This window comes from Candidatus Pelagibacter communis, assembly GCF_001179965.1.
Lineage (GTDB): Bacteria > Pseudomonadota > Alphaproteobacteria > Pelagibacterales > Pelagibacteraceae > Pelagibacter.
This window is the reverse complement of the sequence record NZ_CVSH01000009.1, coordinates 1-16,665: the sequence shown is the minus strand read 5'-3', so window position 1 is coordinate 16,665 and position 16,665 is coordinate 1. Positions and strand designations below refer to the sequence as shown.

Annotated in this window: 15 protein-coding genes and 3 pseudogenes; 15 read left to right on the top strand and 3 right to left on the bottom strand. The window is 30.6% G+C overall.

What is annotated here, in order from left to right; genetic code table 11:
- Window positions 1–1,892 (top strand): annotated as a pseudogene (locus AMN73_RS00365) (hypothetical protein); the annotation flags it as partial.
- Here the strand turns inward: AMN73_RS00365 and AMN73_RS00360 are convergent.
- A complete protein-coding gene (locus tag AMN73_RS00360; protein ID WP_075534343.1) occupies window positions 1,889–2,659 on the bottom strand; it encodes a prepilin peptidase in 771 nt (256 codons plus the stop codon). The pseudogene AMN73_RS00365 and the gene AMN73_RS00360 sit on opposite strands and share 4 nt — an antisense overlap.
- 184 nt (window positions 2,660–2,843) lie before the next feature.
- Here AMN73_RS00360 and AMN73_RS04505 point away from each other — a divergent pair, with 184 nt between their 5' ends.
- The 10 genes and pseudogenes from AMN73_RS04505 to AMN73_RS00320 all read left to right on the top strand — a co-directional run bounded on the left by AMN73_RS04505 (window position 2,844) and on the right by AMN73_RS00320 (window position 13,259).
- A complete protein-coding gene (locus AMN73_RS04505) occupies window positions 2,844–3,152 on the top strand; it encodes a GAF domain-containing protein (RefSeq protein ID WP_256997806.1) in 309 nt (102 codons plus the stop codon).
- Window positions 3,148–3,318: pseudogene (locus tag AMN73_RS04500) on the top strand (GAF domain-containing SpoIIE family protein phosphatase); the annotation flags it as partial. The gene AMN73_RS04505 and the pseudogene AMN73_RS04500, both read left to right, overlap by 5 nt.
- A gap of 72 nt (window positions 3,319–3,390) precedes the next feature.
- Window positions 3,391–4,131, top strand: coding sequence for a PP2C family protein-serine/threonine phosphatase (locus tag AMN73_RS04495; RefSeq protein WP_256997805.1), 741 nt, complete (start codon window positions 3,391–3,393; stop codon window positions 4,129–4,131).
- An 8-nt stretch (window positions 4,132–4,139) separates the two neighbouring features.
- Entirely contained in the window at window positions 4,140–4,427 is a 288-nt protein-coding gene (locus AMN73_RS00350; protein ID WP_143323171.1) for a hypothetical protein, read from the top strand.
- Between the two features lie 684 nt (window positions 4,428–5,111).
- Window positions 5,112–7,577 (top strand): pilus assembly protein PilM, encoded by a 2,466-nt coding sequence (gene pilM / locus AMN73_RS00345; RefSeq protein ID WP_075534341.1) that lies wholly within the window; start codon window positions 5,112–5,114, stop codon window positions 7,575–7,577.
- Window positions 7,578–7,579: 2 nt separating this feature from the next.
- Window positions 7,580–8,290 (top strand): pilus assembly protein PilO, encoded by a 711-nt coding sequence (locus AMN73_RS00340; RefSeq protein ID WP_075534340.1) that lies wholly within the window; start codon window positions 7,580–7,582, stop codon window positions 8,288–8,290.
- Window positions 8,277–8,726: a hypothetical protein gene (locus AMN73_RS00335; RefSeq protein WP_075534339.1), complete on the top strand. Its 450-nt coding sequence runs from the start codon at window positions 8,277–8,279 to the stop codon at window positions 8,724–8,726. Before AMN73_RS00340 ends, AMN73_RS00335 begins: the two co-directional genes overlap by 14 nt.
- Entirely contained in the window at window positions 8,716–10,260 is a 1,545-nt protein-coding gene (pilQ, locus tag AMN73_RS00330; protein ID WP_075534338.1) for a type IV pilus secretin PilQ, read from the top strand. The genes AMN73_RS00335 and pilQ overlap by 11 nt, the downstream gene beginning before the upstream one ends.
- A 1-nt stretch (window position 10,261) precedes the next feature.
- Window positions 10,262–12,013, top strand: a complete 1,752-nt coding sequence (locus AMN73_RS00325; RefSeq protein ID WP_075534337.1) for a GspE/PulE family protein — start codon at window positions 10,262–10,264, stop codon at window positions 12,011–12,013.
- A gap of 4 nt (window positions 12,014–12,017) precedes the next feature.
- Complete coding sequence (locus tag AMN73_RS00320; protein WP_075534336.1) at window positions 12,018–13,259, top strand: type II secretion system F family protein; 1,242 nt, start codon at window positions 12,018–12,020, stop codon at window positions 13,257–13,259.
- On the opposite strand, the gene AMN73_RS00315 is transcribed toward AMN73_RS00320, so the two are convergent.
- Window positions 13,256–13,669 (bottom strand): ATP-binding protein, encoded by a 414-nt coding sequence (locus AMN73_RS00315; protein WP_075534335.1) that lies wholly within the window; start codon window positions 13,667–13,669, stop codon window positions 13,256–13,258. The two genes, AMN73_RS00320 and AMN73_RS00315, sit on opposite strands and share 4 nt — an antisense overlap.
- Complete coding sequence (locus AMN73_RS00310; RefSeq protein WP_075534334.1) at window positions 13,669–13,968, bottom strand: STAS domain-containing protein; 300 nt, start codon at window positions 13,966–13,968, stop codon at window positions 13,669–13,671. Before AMN73_RS00310 ends, AMN73_RS00315 begins: the two co-directional genes overlap by 1 nt.
- 178 nt (window positions 13,969–14,146) lie before the next feature.
- Between AMN73_RS00310 and AMN73_RS04600 the strand changes: the two are divergent.
- The 4 genes and pseudogenes from AMN73_RS04600 to AMN73_RS00290 all read left to right on the top strand — a co-directional run.
- Window positions 14,147–14,270, top strand: a pseudogene (locus tag AMN73_RS04600) (type IV pilin protein); the annotation flags it as partial.
- A 369-nt stretch (window positions 14,271–14,639) separates the two neighbouring features.
- Window positions 14,640–15,068 carry a type IV pilin protein gene (locus tag AMN73_RS04580; protein WP_082254552.1) on the top strand — a complete coding sequence of 143 codons (429 nt, stop codon included), beginning with the start codon at window positions 14,640–14,642 and terminating at the stop codon, window positions 15,066–15,068.
- Between the two features lie 76 nt (window positions 15,069–15,144).
- A complete protein-coding gene (locus AMN73_RS00295) occupies window positions 15,145–15,435 on the top strand; it encodes a hypothetical protein (RefSeq protein WP_075534332.1) in 291 nt (96 codons plus the stop codon).
- Between the two features lie 138 nt (window positions 15,436–15,573).
- A partial coding sequence (locus AMN73_RS00290; protein WP_143323170.1) for a tetratricopeptide repeat protein occupies window positions 15,574–16,665 on the top strand: 1,092 nt, incomplete at its 3' end.

Sequence of the window (16,665 nt, the reverse complement as noted above, 5' to 3'; positions counted from 1 at the left end):
CACAAGATGCAGAGGGTAATTATGAAACAGGTTCAGGACCACTCCATATGTTTTCTATATACAATGACGCTTATAATAAAGAAGTTGTAAGAGTAGACCATAATGGTGTGACACATAGAATACCTTATCAAAGATCTACACTTTCTATTGAGGAGTCATTTGAGGCTGTACATGCAGCTAATATCTATCAGGAAGCAGAAACAAAAGATATAGCTTTAGGCACATATACACATGATGCTGGTACGCCAGACGATACTTCGGATGACTTTCAAGCAGATTTTTTTACTAATAGGGAAGCTAAAGCAGCATGTCAAGGTAATAGCGATTATGCAGGAGGTGATTTTGTAAATACAACATATGACGGAGGAGCAACAACCTGTTTTACAGATAATGTATTTACATTTGATATAGAATTACCAGACAGCGCTGTTAGTAGCGGAACGGTGAAAGATGGAATACTATCAATTTCAAAATTAGTGAGTGATGATTGGGTTGAAATGACAGGAGTAACAGCAACTTATGATGGATCAATATTAACAGTAAACTTTGGTACTAGTAATCCAATAACAGTCGACCAAGGTATAAGTGGATTATCAGATGTGATTAAAATAGATACTACATGTGAAGGGCAAGCAATTGATAATAAAGAATTTGATTATTCTGGATTAGGCGAGACGTGGTCAACACCAAGAATTGTTAGGATACCATCTTCAAGTGGAGCTTCAGATCATGCTGATGATAGATATGTTGCAGTTATGGGTGGAGGAATGGGGTCTGGTACTAAATGTGTAGGCTCTGGTATCATCATGGTGGACTTGGAAGCTGGACATTTAGGGGATAATACAGAACTTGGGTATAAAGCTGGAAGATTATTCGGATCGGTAGAAAATGCAGGTTTTATGAGAATATTAGATAGTGAAGAAAAGGGATATAAAATCGGAATTACAGGAGAGTATCAACATGCAAGTCCAATAGTAAACTCTATTCCAGCCACTCCGATAGTAATTACCGCAGATAATGTTCCACAAGCTGATTGGCGTGGAGCAATGGTCTATATTAATGATTTAGAGGGTAAAGTTATGAAAATTAATTTAACATCAGAAGGAACTTTATTCGAGCAGCAATTTCTTATGAATTTACAAGCAGACAATGTAAATAAAAGATTTAGTTTTTTTGAAATGGATGCAGCCATAGGAGGAGACTCTGGAAATCTATGGTTGTTTGGGGGAACAGGAAACTTTAATAGAATATCCGAAAAGGCAGGAGAAGATGGAAAAAGCTTAATGGATAATATAGTTTATGGAATAAGAGATCGTGACTTTCCAAACTTTGTTTCAAAAAATTCACCTAAACTTATAAGCGGAAGTGAAAACTTTATTCTTGATAGTGCTGTTGCATTCGCTAGCGATAATACTCCTAGGATTGAGAGAAGCTCTGACTGTGTTAATACAACAGACGAGGTTGGTCCAGTATGTAAGGTAACAACTAATGATGAAGCATGGAGATATCATTTAGGCGAACCCGATGTAAACCCAGAGTCAACAACAGGAAATAAGTTTAGAAAAACTTCAGCAGCGCCAACTGTTTATAGAGGAAAAGTATATTTCCCAATCTATGAACCAGCAGAATTAGTTTGCGAGTTAGGAACAGCGTATGTCTGTGCTTATGACGATGAATGCGGTTATTTAGATTCACTTCACATTGATTCTTCTGTAGCCGAGGGTAGTTGCTATAAAGTTGGAAGTGGTATTTTATCTAAATTAGTTGTCCACGGTGGAAGCATGTTTGCAAACCTTGCTGGACCAGAGGAGTCGGAAGATACACTTGTTCGAATACTTGCAAGTGAAAAACAATTTAGAACTTTTAGAAATTCTTGGCGTGAGAATTTTTAGATATTAAATAATATTAATTTTATTTGGTTCCCAAAGATAATATAAACTACTGTGCCAATTATAAGATAGGGACCAAAGGGAATTTCAGTAGTTAAGCTTTTAGTTTTATTTATTAAAGTTGGAGCAACATATAACAAAGCTATTACTGAGGAAAAAAAAATTATAAGTGGAACGCTTACCCATCCAAACCAAAATCCTATTGCAGATAAAAGTTTAGCATCTCCCAAACCCATTCCCTCTTTATTTTTAATCTTTTTATACAAAAAAATAATAACCCAAATGATTACGTAACCAAGTATTCCACCAATTAATGAATTAATTAAATTTGGAAATAATTCTTGATCTAAATTAGGATAAAATGATTTCAATAGACCAATAAACATTAAAGGAAAGGATAGTTCATCTGGAATAATGAAATGTTTAAGATCAATAAAAAATATAATAATAAAAAATATACTTAGAATTATAAATAATAATGTCGTTACACTTAATCCATATACAAAATAGACGACACAAAAAGTCAATGCGCTCAATAATTCAACAAAAAAATATTGAAAATCAATTTTACAATCACAATTTCTACATTTTCTTTTTAAATATAAAAAAGATATTAAAGGAATATTGTCATACCATTTAATAATACATTTACATTGTGGACAAAATGAACGATCTAACACAACTCCTTTGTCTTGCGGTAGTCTAAATATACAAACATTTGAAAAACTACCCCAGATGGCTCCTAAAATAAAAAAAAAAGCAAAAATCACTAACTAGATTTTAAATTGCGATGCAATATTTATGATCCCATCAATGCAATATTGAATAAAAACCACTGCATCTTGAATATGTAAATAGAAACTTGGCGAATTAATTATAATTTCCATAGCTATTAAAATTACCAAAAAAGCATTAGAATGCCAATTATAAAAGAATATAGGATTTGTATAAAAAATGTTTTTTAACACAAAGAAAATAGAACCAATTGAGAAAGATAGCTCCTTAAATAAGGATTTAGCTATTATTACTCAAATGAACCAAGAGTTTGCAACATCTTTAGACTTAAGTGAAACTTTACAAACTGCTTTAGAGGTAATTATAAAAAGAATAAATGCCCAGGCAGCAAATATATTTTTAATTGACGACAAAAAACAAGTATTTCAATGTATTGCATCTAAATATCAATCATACCTTGATGAATATGAAATTCCACTGACACAAGGTGTAATGGGCAAAGCAGTTCTTCAAAAAAAAATGTATTAGAGTAGGTGATGTAAGAAAAGATGTAAGAGAAATTGCAGAATTTTATTTTGATTTAGATAACAAAACTAATTTCACAACCTATTCAGTTCTATGTTCACCATTAATTGCTGCTAATGAATGTATTGGTGTTATTCATTGTTTAAATAAAAAAACTACTGCAAAATTATTTGAGGAGAATGACAGAAAATTATTAGAAACTTTATCAGCTCCAGCAGCTTTAGCAATTCGTAATGCAAAAATGGCAAAAGAACTTGTAGAAAAAAATAGAATGCAAAAAGAAATTGAAATAGTTGGAGAAATACAAAAAACATTATTATCTAAAAATAAAGACGAGAATTTTCCGATTGCTGGAATAAATATCCCAGCAAAGGTTGTATCAGGTGACTTCTATAATTTTTCTGAGATAGGAAAAGGAATGTATGGGTTTGGTGTAGCTGATGTATCGGGTAAAGGAATTAAATCATCTTTGTTAATGTCAAAAGCATCAAGTTTATATCGTTGCTTAAGTAAAACTATTTTTTCAACATCAGATCTTTTAAATTTACTTAACAAAGAAATTTGTGAAACAGCTGCCAGAGGAATGTTTGTAACAATGTTAGTTGGAATTTATGATAGCAATAAAAAAGAATTACTTTTATCAAACGCTGGACACGAACCACCTCTTGTAATTGATAAAGATCAAAAGTTTTCAAATTTTTCTGAAGCTGGTCCTCCACTAGGCATAACTCCTAAAATTAAATATAAAGAAACAACAACAAACTTTTCAGAGAGCTCAATGTATATTTTTACCGATGGCATAACTGAAATAAAAAATCCATCAGGTGACATGCTTGAAGCGGAAGGTTTTCAAAAATATATAAAAAAATATCAACACACTCCAAATAATAAAAGATTAAAATTAATGATAGAAGATATTGTCAAGGCAGGAATGATTCAAAAAGATGATTTAACAATTGTCACTGTTGACAGTGTGCAATGACAAAACTTATGAGCATCATTGCAATATTAGTTTCAGTTGTTCTTTATTGGACAACAGCAAATGTATGTAGATATAATTTTGCAATTGATAAGAAAACAAATATTTTAAATATTCTTTCAGATGAAATTGGTCCATCAATCGGAAGAGCGCAAGTTTATTATTATAAAGAATTAGATTGCACCAAAGTTGATTGGTCTTTTGATTATAATAGAGTGGTAAAAAATGTTGAGACTTTAAGTGTAATGGTGTACCAGTCCTTTACAACTGATATAAGAGGAAAATCTTTAATAGAATAATTTTATCTTAACTAAATTAGTATTTATAAATAAAATTATGTTTTTAACTTTGTTTAAAATGTTTTTCTTTAAAAGATATTTTATTACAACTAAATAATTTTCTTAATTAACAAAAAATATTCTTAAAATTGAAAAATTTTTTAAAATTCTTGTAAAAAAAAATATTTTTTTCAATTTTTGATAAAATTTATTAAAAAATCCTTTCTAGAGATAAAATTAATACAATTTTTAATTGTATTTTCATAAAATTTGTTATTTTTAGAAATTTTGAATGGGTTAATGTTTTAATAATCCAGATTATGAACTCTCTAATTTGATCATTATAAAATTATTTTTTCATAAATTATACTGCTCTAACACAAAAAATTATTTCTCTAACACAAAAATATGCTATTAACTTAAAATATAAATAATGTTGATTTTATTAGCTTTTTATTATTTTATATATTTTAAATATACTCTAACACAAAAAATTTAAGTCATTTGTGTTAGAGTTTGAGAAAATTTTTCATTTATTTATTTTTTTTATTTTTTTTTCTGAAAATGAAAAAAGCCAGTAAAATCAACACTTATAGAACAATTGACCTAAAATGGTCACCATAGGTTGTATTTTGTGTTAGACATTTTTATAAATTGTGTTAGAGATTCACTATGTTTGTGTTAGAGAAATTTTAAATTTTAAATATGGACGATAAAGAAAAAGAAAAATTTGGAGTCATTATAGATAAAAATGACCAAGATACTGAAAATCAACCAAAAGTTGATGAAAGTACTGAAGATAAAAATATATATAAAGAGAGTGTCACCACTTCCTCTGAAACTTCAACTAATCCAGAAGAAAAACAACCTGAAAGCGATAAAACTTCAGATGTTTTAGATAAAAATGAAGAAAAAACTAATTTAGAGGAAAGTGTTAACGATAATCAGCAAAACCTACAAAATGAAAGCGAAATTAAAACTGAAAATGTAGTGGAAAAGAAGGAACATCAGGTAATTCACAAAAAAGATGGGAGATTACACATTTATATAAGACAAGATAAATATAAAGGTGAGTTAAAATCAAAAAATTGGGTTGGAAGACTTTATATAGATGGAAAACAAAAGATTTCATCATCTGGTACTCCAAATTTAGAGGAGGCTATTCCAATCTTGGAGAAATGGTTTGATGATGTACACAAACAAAAAGAAAAAGAGCAAAAACAACTAGAGCAACAAGCAACAGATAACGTTGATGCACAAGCAAAATTAGAAAGTCAAGAAACTTCTCAGGTAAAACCAACCATTCCTGACGAAACAACAGCAACAAAATCTCCTGAGTTGTCGACACAAGAACTTATTAATAAAAAAATAAGCGAAATTAAACAACAAGAACAAAACAACATTTCAACAATCCAAAATGAAAATGCTGACACCACCGGTGGTTCAAAAGTTCAAAATATTTTAAATAAATTAAAAAATATAAAATTAAAATCGCCATCTTTTGGAAAAAAAGATTCAAGTTCTCCAAAATTAAGTTTTGATAAAAATAAAGTAAAAGATAAATTTAATAATTTTTTAAAATCAAAGCTTGGTAAAAAGACAGCACAAGGGGAAGAAATTGTAGGTGTTGAGATTACAAATAAAGAAATCAGACTTGCGCAAATTTCTTCTAACAAGGCAAATCAATGGGTACTCGATAGATTTTATACTCATGAAATTGATTTACCGGAAGATGCTGCAATTGTTGACCATGAGCAAAAAGTAAGTGAACAATTAAATATTGCATTACAAAAATCAAAAATATCAACACCTAATGCCGCTATAGCCATCCCGGTTACAAACGCAATTATAAGAGTTGTTACAGCACCATTAATGAATGATGAAGAATTGAAAAAGGCTATTGATACAAATTCATTATGGGAAAACTTAGTTCAATTAACTGATAACTTAGATGATTATTCAATTTTCCATCAAGTAATAAATAGAAGTTCAAAAGAAAATACTATGGATATTTTGTTTGTAGCTTCAAAACTTGCAGATATTAATAATTATACTTCTATAATTAAAAACAGTGGACTAAATCCTGTAATAATAGACGTTAAATGTTTTGCATTAAAATCTGCAGTTGATCAAATAAATCAAATCTCAAATAAAACTGAAGATGCTAATTTTACTGCAATGTTAGAATTTGGGTTAGATGAGAATTATGTAATGATATTGTATAATAATAACCCAATAATTACTGACATTTTTCTACGTGGCCAAGATAGAAAAATTCTAAAAGAGTCTCAGGATCAAGAGGAAAAAGATGCGCTAGTCAGACGCTTTATGACACAAGTTAAACAAGCAGTACAGGATTTTGAAACAAAATATGAAAAAAGAGTTAGAAATATAAAAGTAGTTTCTAATTTACCAAATGTAGATGATTATCTGTCAAGCTTTAGAAAAAGTTTGGTAAATACTGGTTTTAATTTGTTTGATCCTTTTGATGGTTTAAAAATTCCACAACAATTAGAAAGTAAAATTACTTTTGATAACAGATCTTATTTTTCTACTGTCGTTGGTCTAGCGTTTAGAAAACTTGACGTATTTGGATATTATAAATTCGTTACAGCTGTTAAAAATATTAACCTTCTTCCAAATAGAGAGGGGATGATTAAGCAAAAGAAAATGAAAGCATTTTCTGACTTTGCATACAAAGGAGTTGTGGGTGCTGTTGCGGGTATATATTTAATTTTGTTCGCCTTATCATTTTGGAATATTTACAGCTACAACAATAAACTGAAAGTTTATGACACTGTTGTAGCAGAACACACAGCCAAGAAAAGTGAAGTTGCAAAATTTTCAAAAGAATTAAAAAAAATGACAACAACTCTTAAATTAAGCAATAGTTTAAAATCTAATAAAGATTTGAGTTATAGAGTTTTAGCTCAGATTGCAAGCAGCGTACCAAATAGAGTTAAATTTGACTCAGTAGAATATGATGGGAAAAAACAGGTTGTAATAACTGGAATTGCAGCAGGTGATAATGATATATTGCAATTGATTAGAAATTTGCAGTCTAAGACATATATCTCACAAGCATCACTTTCATCAATGAAAATGCCAAGAGTAAAAGCAGGTGACCAAGTAATGAAAGGATTTAAAGTATTTGTAAGGGTTAAGGGATAACTATGAATTTTGATGATTTAAAAAATTTAGATTTAAAAAACTTAAATGTTGAAGATTTAAAACAAAAAGTTTTAGCTTTTGCTGATAAAAAAACTTTAATTAAAGTAGGTATAAGCCTAGGTTCCATAATAGTTTTTTTAATAATCTATTACGCAATTTTAAACCCAATTGTTGAAAAGAAGAGAAATCAAATAAATGATATGAATACCAAGCAGGAGGAGATTACAAAATTTGATAAAGAGATTGTATCTGTAAAAAGAAAAATAAAAAAAATTAAACCTAAATACGAGAACTATTCAACATTATTTCACTCCAAAGCTGAAGTTGAAGGTTTATATCAAAACCTAAGTGAATTTGCGACTTTAAATGGTTTAGTCATTTCAGTAATAGAGAAAGGTAAACCACAACAAGTATCAAGGTCAGAAATATTAAATAAGAGTAAGAAAAAAAAGAAAAAGAAAAAAAAGAAAAGCAAAAAGGCAAAATCTAAAAAAGATGCAATTAAAAATATTGCATATTACACAATTCCAGTAAAATTTGAGATCAATGGTAACTTTATAGGCTATATTAAATTTAAAAGGGCTTTGTCGTTATCCAATAAGATGTTGAATTTTGAGTCAGAAAGGATACAAGTAGAAAAAGGAGATTCAACTGGAGCGATAAAAGTAAGTGGAACCTTAACAATAGTGGGGCTAGCTGATGAGTTCTTTTAAAGAAATATTAAAGAAACTAATTTTTACAATCCTTGTAGTAATATTATCTACTAATGTGTTTGCTGATAATCATGACAAAGATAATTCCTCTAAAGAAAGTAAAGAAGAGCCATTACCTTTAAATGATCCATTTGTTGGAGACTCATCTTTCTCTGGTGGAGTTAAGGTAATAACAGATGGTGAAAATAGCATTGCTGAAAAAAAAATGATTGATTTATATAAATTTAAATTAGTCGGCATTATTAAGTCAGATGAGAGTAGTTTCGTTTCTATGATTAACCAAGATGGAGAAGTAATTACAGTTGGCATGTTTGAGGAGTTGAATGATGGAGTAAAGCTAGTTGATATGACTACAGAAGAAGCAATTTTTCAAACTGAAGAAAAATATTTAATAATGAATTTCAAAAACCAAATTAAGGAGACAAGTGAATATTAAATCATTAAAAATAATCTCTTTAATTTCTATATTACTGCTTGTATTAAATGCTTGCGCTAAACCTAATATAAAAACTAATAAGAAGTTTAAACATAATACACCTCTTATCAAAGATGATATTAGAAAATCAGGAAAAATGGAAATTGAAAAAACTGTAAAGATGGGCCCACAACCAGTTATTGGTGATACTACAGCTTTACAAAAAAGAAAAAAAATATCCTCTCAGCAAAAAAGAAATTATCTAATGATACCAGATGAATTCAAGGCTTTAAAACAAACTGTTTCATTTAAATTTAAAGCACTTGATTATGCAGAGGCTATGCAATTGATGGGAAAAGTAGGAAACATAAATGTTTTAGTGGGAGATGAGGTTGCTGGTTCAATCACAGCTGAGTTAATTAATGTGCCATGGGATAAAGCTTTTAATGCTTTGTTAGATATGAAAAATTTTGCAGCTGATATTGATGTCAATAGTAATTTAATAAGAGTTCATTCTCCATCAACTTTAACTGCTCAAGAAACATATAAATCAACAAGAGCAGCCGCGGTGAAAAAAAAGGTTGAATTAGAGGACTCTGTTGAACCAATTGTTTCAGAAATATTTAGACTTTATTATATATCGCCAGCACAAGCTAAGACTACAATAAACGAATTATTTACTTCAACAGGAGAAGCTGGTTTTTCACCAATTCAGATTACAGAGGAAGTTACAACTAGATCAATTATAGTTCGAGGAAAGAGCGAAGATTTAGATGTTGTTGATAAAATAATTGGCGAAATTGATGTTAGGACAAAGCAAGTTTTAATAGAAGCATTTATAGTTGAAGCAGACTCCACTTTTGAAAAAGCTTTAGGAACAAGATTAGGAGGTGCTTACCAGAAAAACCAGGAGTCAGTTGGTGGTGTTATAGGTGGAGCAATGACAGATGGAGCTATTGCTGGAGACACAGGAAGTCTAGCTGGAGGAGATGGATCAATTACAGATTTTACAGCAGCAGCAGCAGGAGCAACAAGCGGTATTGGTATTTTAAAAAGAACGGGAACAGCAGTTTTAAAAGCTGAAATACAAGCTTTAGAAACACTTGGTTTAGGAAAAACTATATCTAATCCAAAAGTTTTTACTTTGGATAATCAAATAGCAACAATTAAACAAGGTGAGGAAATTCAATTCCAAGCAACAGGATCTGAAGGTGCGGACGTACAATTTAAACCTGCAGTTTTAGAATTATCAGTTACACCAAGCATTATTGGTGATGGAAATGTGCTATTAGATGTCACTGTTAACAACGACTCTGTGAACAGAACGACTGGTGGTGAACCTGGCATAAATACAATGCAAATTCAAACTAAGCTATTAATAGCAGATGGAGATATTGTCGTAATTGGTGGAATTAAGAAAAATAAAGTATTTGATACAAAAGCTCAATTGCCAGGCATTGGAAATGTCCCAATTTTAGGAAATTTATTTAAAGGTACAACAAAAAGTGATAACTTAGATGAGTTATTAATATTTATAGCACCAAGAGTTTTATAAAATGTTGAAAATAAGTAGAGAAAGCGAAATAAACTTAATCAATGTATTGATTGATAATGATATTATTTCTGGAAAAGATTTACCAAATATTAAAAAAGTAAGCACAGAAAAAAATAAATCACAAATTGACGCTGTATTTGAGTTAAAGCTTTGCGATGAAGATAAAATTTTAGATGTTTTAGTTAAAGAACAAAGTCTAGATGTTGTGGATCTGTCCAAGATTGAAATTACTGATGATATAAAATCTGTATTACCATCAAACTACATAAATATGAATTTTGTTGCACCTTTTAAAGTCGAAGGAAAAAATTTACATATAGCAATATCTGATAGCTCAAAACTTGGGTTAATGAGAAATTTAAAAGCAATCACAAAAAAAAACATTGAACTTCACGCAGCCAAAGTATCTCAGATTTCTGAGTTTATCCAAAAACTACAAAGTGAAAGTGGCGATGTTAAAATTGAAACTATAAGAAAAGAAAATAAGGAAAAAGTAAAAACTTTTGATTCTGACCTTGGAGATGCAGGAGAAGTTTTAGAAAATAAACCAGAAGAAGAAATTGAAGCAATAGAAAACGAATCTGAGGTTATCAAGTTTAGTACTGCTGTTGTAGCAGATGCAATTAAACTTGGAGTTAGTGATATTCATATTGAGCCATACAGATTTTCATCAAGGGTTAGATATAGACTTGATGGTATGCTTCAGGAACAAGAGGAATACAAAAAATTTTTACATGATAACTATGGGGCGGTCGTAACACGTTTTAAAATCATGGGTAAATTAGATATTGCTGAAAGAAGATTACCACAAGATGGTGCAATAAATTTTAAAATTGATGGTAAAGTTGTTGATTTAAGATTGTCCATATTGCCAACAGCAAACAACGAAAGAATTGTAATGCGTATTCTTAACAAAGATGCAGGTGATATCACTTTAGAACAACTAAATTTTGAGGATCAAGATCTTAAAAATTTAAGAAAAGCTATTCATAGTACGCAAGGTCTTGTGCTCGTAACTGGACCGACTGGATCAGGTAAATCAACCACTCTTTATAGTATTTTAAAAGAGGTAAGCAAACCTCATCTTAATATTTTGACTGCAGAAGATCCTGTTGAATATGAATTAGATGGTGTTGGCCAAGTACAAATTAAAGACGATATTGGTTTATCGTTTGCCTCCGCTTTGAGATCTTTTTTACGTCAAGACCCAGAGATAATTTTGGTTGGGGAGATGAGGGATAAGGAAACAGTTGATATAGGCTTGAAGGCTGCATTAACAGGTCACTTAGTATTTAGCACACTTCACACTAATGATGCTCCAAGTACTATCACTCGACTACAAAATATGGGAACACCAGATTATTTAATTAGTGCAGCAACCCAGATGGTTCTTGCGCAAAGATTAGCTAGAAGAAATTGTAAAGATTGTAGAGCTCCAGATGAAGATGTAACACCAAAAGTTCTAACTGATTTAGGTTTTACACCAGAACAAGCATCTAGAGTAAAAGCCATCAAAGGCAAAGGTTGTGCAAAATGTAAAAATACTGGTTATAAAGGTAGACAAGGAATTTACGAAATATTAGTAGTGTCAAAACCAATTAAAGAAGCAATTTTAAAACAAGCTACAACACCTGAATTAAGAGCAATTGCAATCAAAGAAGGTTTTCAAACCATGCAAGATATGGGTAGAAGAATGATCGCAAATGGAGATTTAAATTTTAGAGAATTCGAACGGGTTTTATCAGCTAGTTAGAGTTATGGAAGTATTTACTTATAAAGGTATTTCAGCGGGTAAATACGTAGAGGGTGAAATAGAGGCACTAAATCAAGACGAGGCATCTTTTAAACTTAAAGAACAAAAAGTAATCATCACTAATTTAATTAAAACTAAGAAAAAAAAAGGCGAAACAAAAGAAAAAGCAAAAGGTAAAGGCTTTTCCTTATTTGGAAAAAAAAAGATAAAAGTTGAAGATATTTTAATTTTCTCAAAGCAGTTTGCTACCATGGTAAAGGCAGGACTGCCTATTTTGCAAACACTTGCAATGTTAAGAGACCAATTGGAGTCGCCGGCGCTTAAAGAAGTCCTTGAAGATATAAGAAAGAGTTTAGAGGGTGGTGTTACGTTATCTAAGTGTTTTGAAAAATATCCTCAGCATTTTGATAACGTTTATGTGAACCTTATCAAAGCAGGAGAGGCTAGTGGTAAATTAGATATTTTTTTACTCAAAATCGTTGACGATTTAGAAAAAAAAGAAAAAATTAAAAAGAAAATCAAAGGTGCACTTATGTATCCTGGTATTATGTTTACTACAGCAATGGTTGTAAGCGCATTCATGTTAATTAAAGTTGTTCCAGTTTTTGCCGAAATGTACTCAGGTATGGGTTTAGATTTACCAAAACCTACAGCAATAATTATGGGTATAAGTGATTTTCTAAGAGGAACAGGTGGAAAAATTCTCTTTTTAGCTTTAGTTGGGGGTTACTTATTATTTAAATATCTCACAACTAAAAACGCTACAATACAATATAAGTGGCACAAACAAGTTTTAAAACTACCTGTGTTTGGTGATTTAATTTTAAAATCATTAATTGCCCAAATCTCACTAATTATGGGTAATTTGAGTGCCGCCGGAGTAAATTTATTAGAAAGTATAGAGATTGCAAAATCTGTAAGTAAAAATGTAGTAGTCACAGAGGCCTTAGAAAATGTCAAAAAAGGTGTATTTTCAGGTGAGACTTTGACTAAATTATTTTTAAAAGAGCCATTGTTTCCTCCAACATTTAGTCAATTAGTATCTGTTGGCGAGCAAACAGGACAACTCGATGAGATGTTTAATTCAGTTGCAAGATACTATGAAAGTGAATTTGATACTGCTGTAAACAATATGTCCAGTTTAATTGAACCAATTATGATTGTTTTCATGGGTGTTATGATTGGTGGACTTATGATTGCGATGTATTCACCAATATTTAATGTTGGTGCAATAATGGGTGGTTAAATTTTTTTCGATAAAATTAAATGATTTACCCATTGTTGTTGGTCTTTTTTAAAAACTGCATCATCCATAATTTGTTTGATAAAAAAAGTTCCTAAACCACCAGGCTTAATATCATCTAATTTTCTATGTTGAATGTTTTCTGCAACAACAGGTTTTCCTTTATCAAAAAATCCAATCTCTAAATTATTATCTTTAAGGGAAATTTTAATTTGCATGTGATCTGTTGTATTTTCAACACCTTTGTATGCATGCTTAACTATATTTTGTGCGGCTTCAGCAATTGCTAAAACTAATTCCTCTTTTAAATCATTATTTAATTTTAGTTTATCAAAAACCTCTCTAGAAAAAACTCTAACTTCTTTTAAGCTCGCAGTGTGTACCAGAAAATCTTTAGACTCTGACAAATCCATTATTCTAAGTTTAGTATTTGCTCCAACTTCGCCATCATTATAACTTTTAAAACAGATTTACTCACTTCTTTGACAACAACTTTAGTATTGTTCTCTAAAGCTTTTTGATGACTTTCAATAAGAACTGATATTCCAGAAGAGTCCATGTAAGATACATCTTTAAGGTTAAGGTGAACTTCTTTACCAGACTCTACTATAGGTAAAATTACCTCTTTTGCTTTTTCAGTTACATCCATGTCTATTTCTCCGTTAAGAAATACAGTGGATATATTGCCTTCTTCTGTAATTTTATAACTCATGAACGTGTACTGATAACATTATTAATTAATTATTAAAATCTCAAATTTAAGCCAAAATGAGCACATTTTGTAAAAAAATAAGGTTTTTAGGGGAAATTTATTAAAACTTCATTCTTTACATAATGATTATAAATAATAAGAATATGGATATTAAAAAATTAAGACTATAGGGAGGTCTATGACTAGTAAAAATAAAAACAAAAAAGGTTTTACATTAATTGAATTATTAGTTGTAGTTGCAATTATTGGTGCATTAGCAGCTGTAGGAGTAGTTGCTTATAACGGATATATTGGAGCTGCAAGAGAGAATTCTACAAAATCAATACATAACGGTGTTGTAAAATATATTGCAAATGAAAGAGGAAAGTGTGCGCTTGACGAAAGTGCAACAATCATGGGTTCTCTTGATTGTGACTCAACAGCTGCAGAAATTATCACTGCTTTAACAGCTGATACTAGTCCATTGCAAGATAAAGACCCTTATGATGGAGGTATGGCAGTTGTAGGTACAGCGCCTGCAGCAGGAGAATTGAGAGGCAATGTTGTGCTTTCTGATGCATCTACTGCTGATGATCAAATTATTAGTTTTTCAACCACTTACGATAAGGCTGAAGCTAAAACTTTGACGTCAGAAGTAACAGTCTCTGAGTAAGTTTTAAAAGCTAAATACTTTGAATTGTAAATTTCATCGAGGGTTTACTTTAATTGAGTTACTAGTTGTAGTAGCAATTATAGGAGCCCTCGCTGCAATAGGAACTGTAGCTTATAACGGATACGTAGGCGGAGCTAAACAATCTGCTGCAACAAACGCAATGCAGCAAATAGCGTTGCAAGAGCAGGAGTACGACTCTATAAACGGGAGTTATTTTATTCAAGCTGCATGCACTCCTGACGATGATACAGTTGATGAGATTAACTCAGACTTATTTGATGCAGATGAAGATGAGCCAGTCGTTGAGCTTGATGGTTATAGAGTATGCGTGGACTCACATGTTACTGGTTTTGAAGTAAAGGCTTGCAAGTGGAATGCGACAGATGAAGTATGCAAAGATGGAGAAGAGATACTTACATTAAACACCAAGGGCGGCAGAAATTTTTAATTAGAACTTTGATCACTCACCTCAAAATGGATACTTTATTCCTTTTATAAAAATTGATAGAAAATAAACTTTAATTATGAAAAAAATATTTATTGTATTATTGCTACTACCAATTCTTAGTAGTTGCTCACAGTATACTGCAATGATAGGTCCAAGCTATACTTTGGCCGAGACAGGAAATTTTCTTCAGGCCACAACTTCTCTATCTAGATCTATTGCGGCAAACAATGTTAAGTCTAATTTAATCCAAGAAGTAAAAAGTGATAATTATTGTGAAACATTTCACACATCAGAATTAAACCAAATATTTTTTGAAACGTTAGAACAAATGAATTGTGTTTACGATCCAATGAGTAAATATAGATAATTCATAATTTAAAATCTAATACAGCCTATTTTGATCAGAAATGTGTTTTAATCTTAAATTTTATTGAGATTTACCCTTGTTTTTTCAAATTTAAAAAAAATTGAATTTTCAATTATTTGATCTATGTTCTTTGTTTTTATGAGTTCTATTAGACTGAATAATTTTGTTAAAAAAACCAAATTTTTAAAAATAATTTTTGGCTTATTAGTTATTTTTGGTTTTGTAATTAAACCAGCATTTTCATCTGAGAAAAATGTTACTTACATGCAAATTTTGCAGAACCCAAATGATCTGGATTTAAATTTAAAGTACGCTCAACAACAAGGGAAAATGGGAAACTTTAAACAAACAATCTCAACTCTTGAAAGATTAAATATGCTTTATCCGGATAATGTTGAGATAAAATTATATTTACTATCAGTGTTAGTTCAGGTCGACTCTCCTGAAAAAGCAAACACAATAATTGAAGAGATGAAATTGAGAAGAGATCTAGATCCTGAAGATTTAGAAACTCTTATAGAAATAGAAGAAGAGTTAAGAGATAGAGAGCCAAGTCTCTGGAATTTAACAGCAGATATTTCAACCGGTGTAGTTTATACAGATAACGTTAATAGTGTTTCTAAAAAAAGATTACAAAGTTCTTCTGATGAAATAACTGGTTTTAATTCTGCAAAATATGACAGAACATTAAGTGGTGGTCTTGGTATATCTGCCTCAAGACCAATTGGCGAAGAGTCATCTTTTTTGATAAATTTAAATCATAGTACCTCTGAACAATATGCAGAAACTGACGATGATTATCAAAGTTATGGTTTAACACTTGCTTTTGATACTGTTTATGGAAATCAAAGTTTAAGTCCGTACATGATGTTTAGTAAATCGGATTATCAAACAGATGCAGATAGCTTTTCAACAATGTATGGTATAGGAGGTTTCTTTTCAGTAGGTGAAAGAAATTCTTTTAGTTATGGATATTCTTTTGCTGACTCAAAAGGAAATCATAATTCAACTGATGATACAGCAATGGATACAAACTCCATTGTACACGGATACACTTTAGGTCACGATTATATTTTAACCGAAATAATATCAACTAGTTTTAGTTTAGGATATAGTGACACTGATGCAAGAGTGGATGCAGGAAATGATTATGAAACTTATGATATAGGTTTTGGATTAAATTTTGCTTTCCCTTGGGCGTATATAGCAGTTAGTAACGCTATGAGTTTT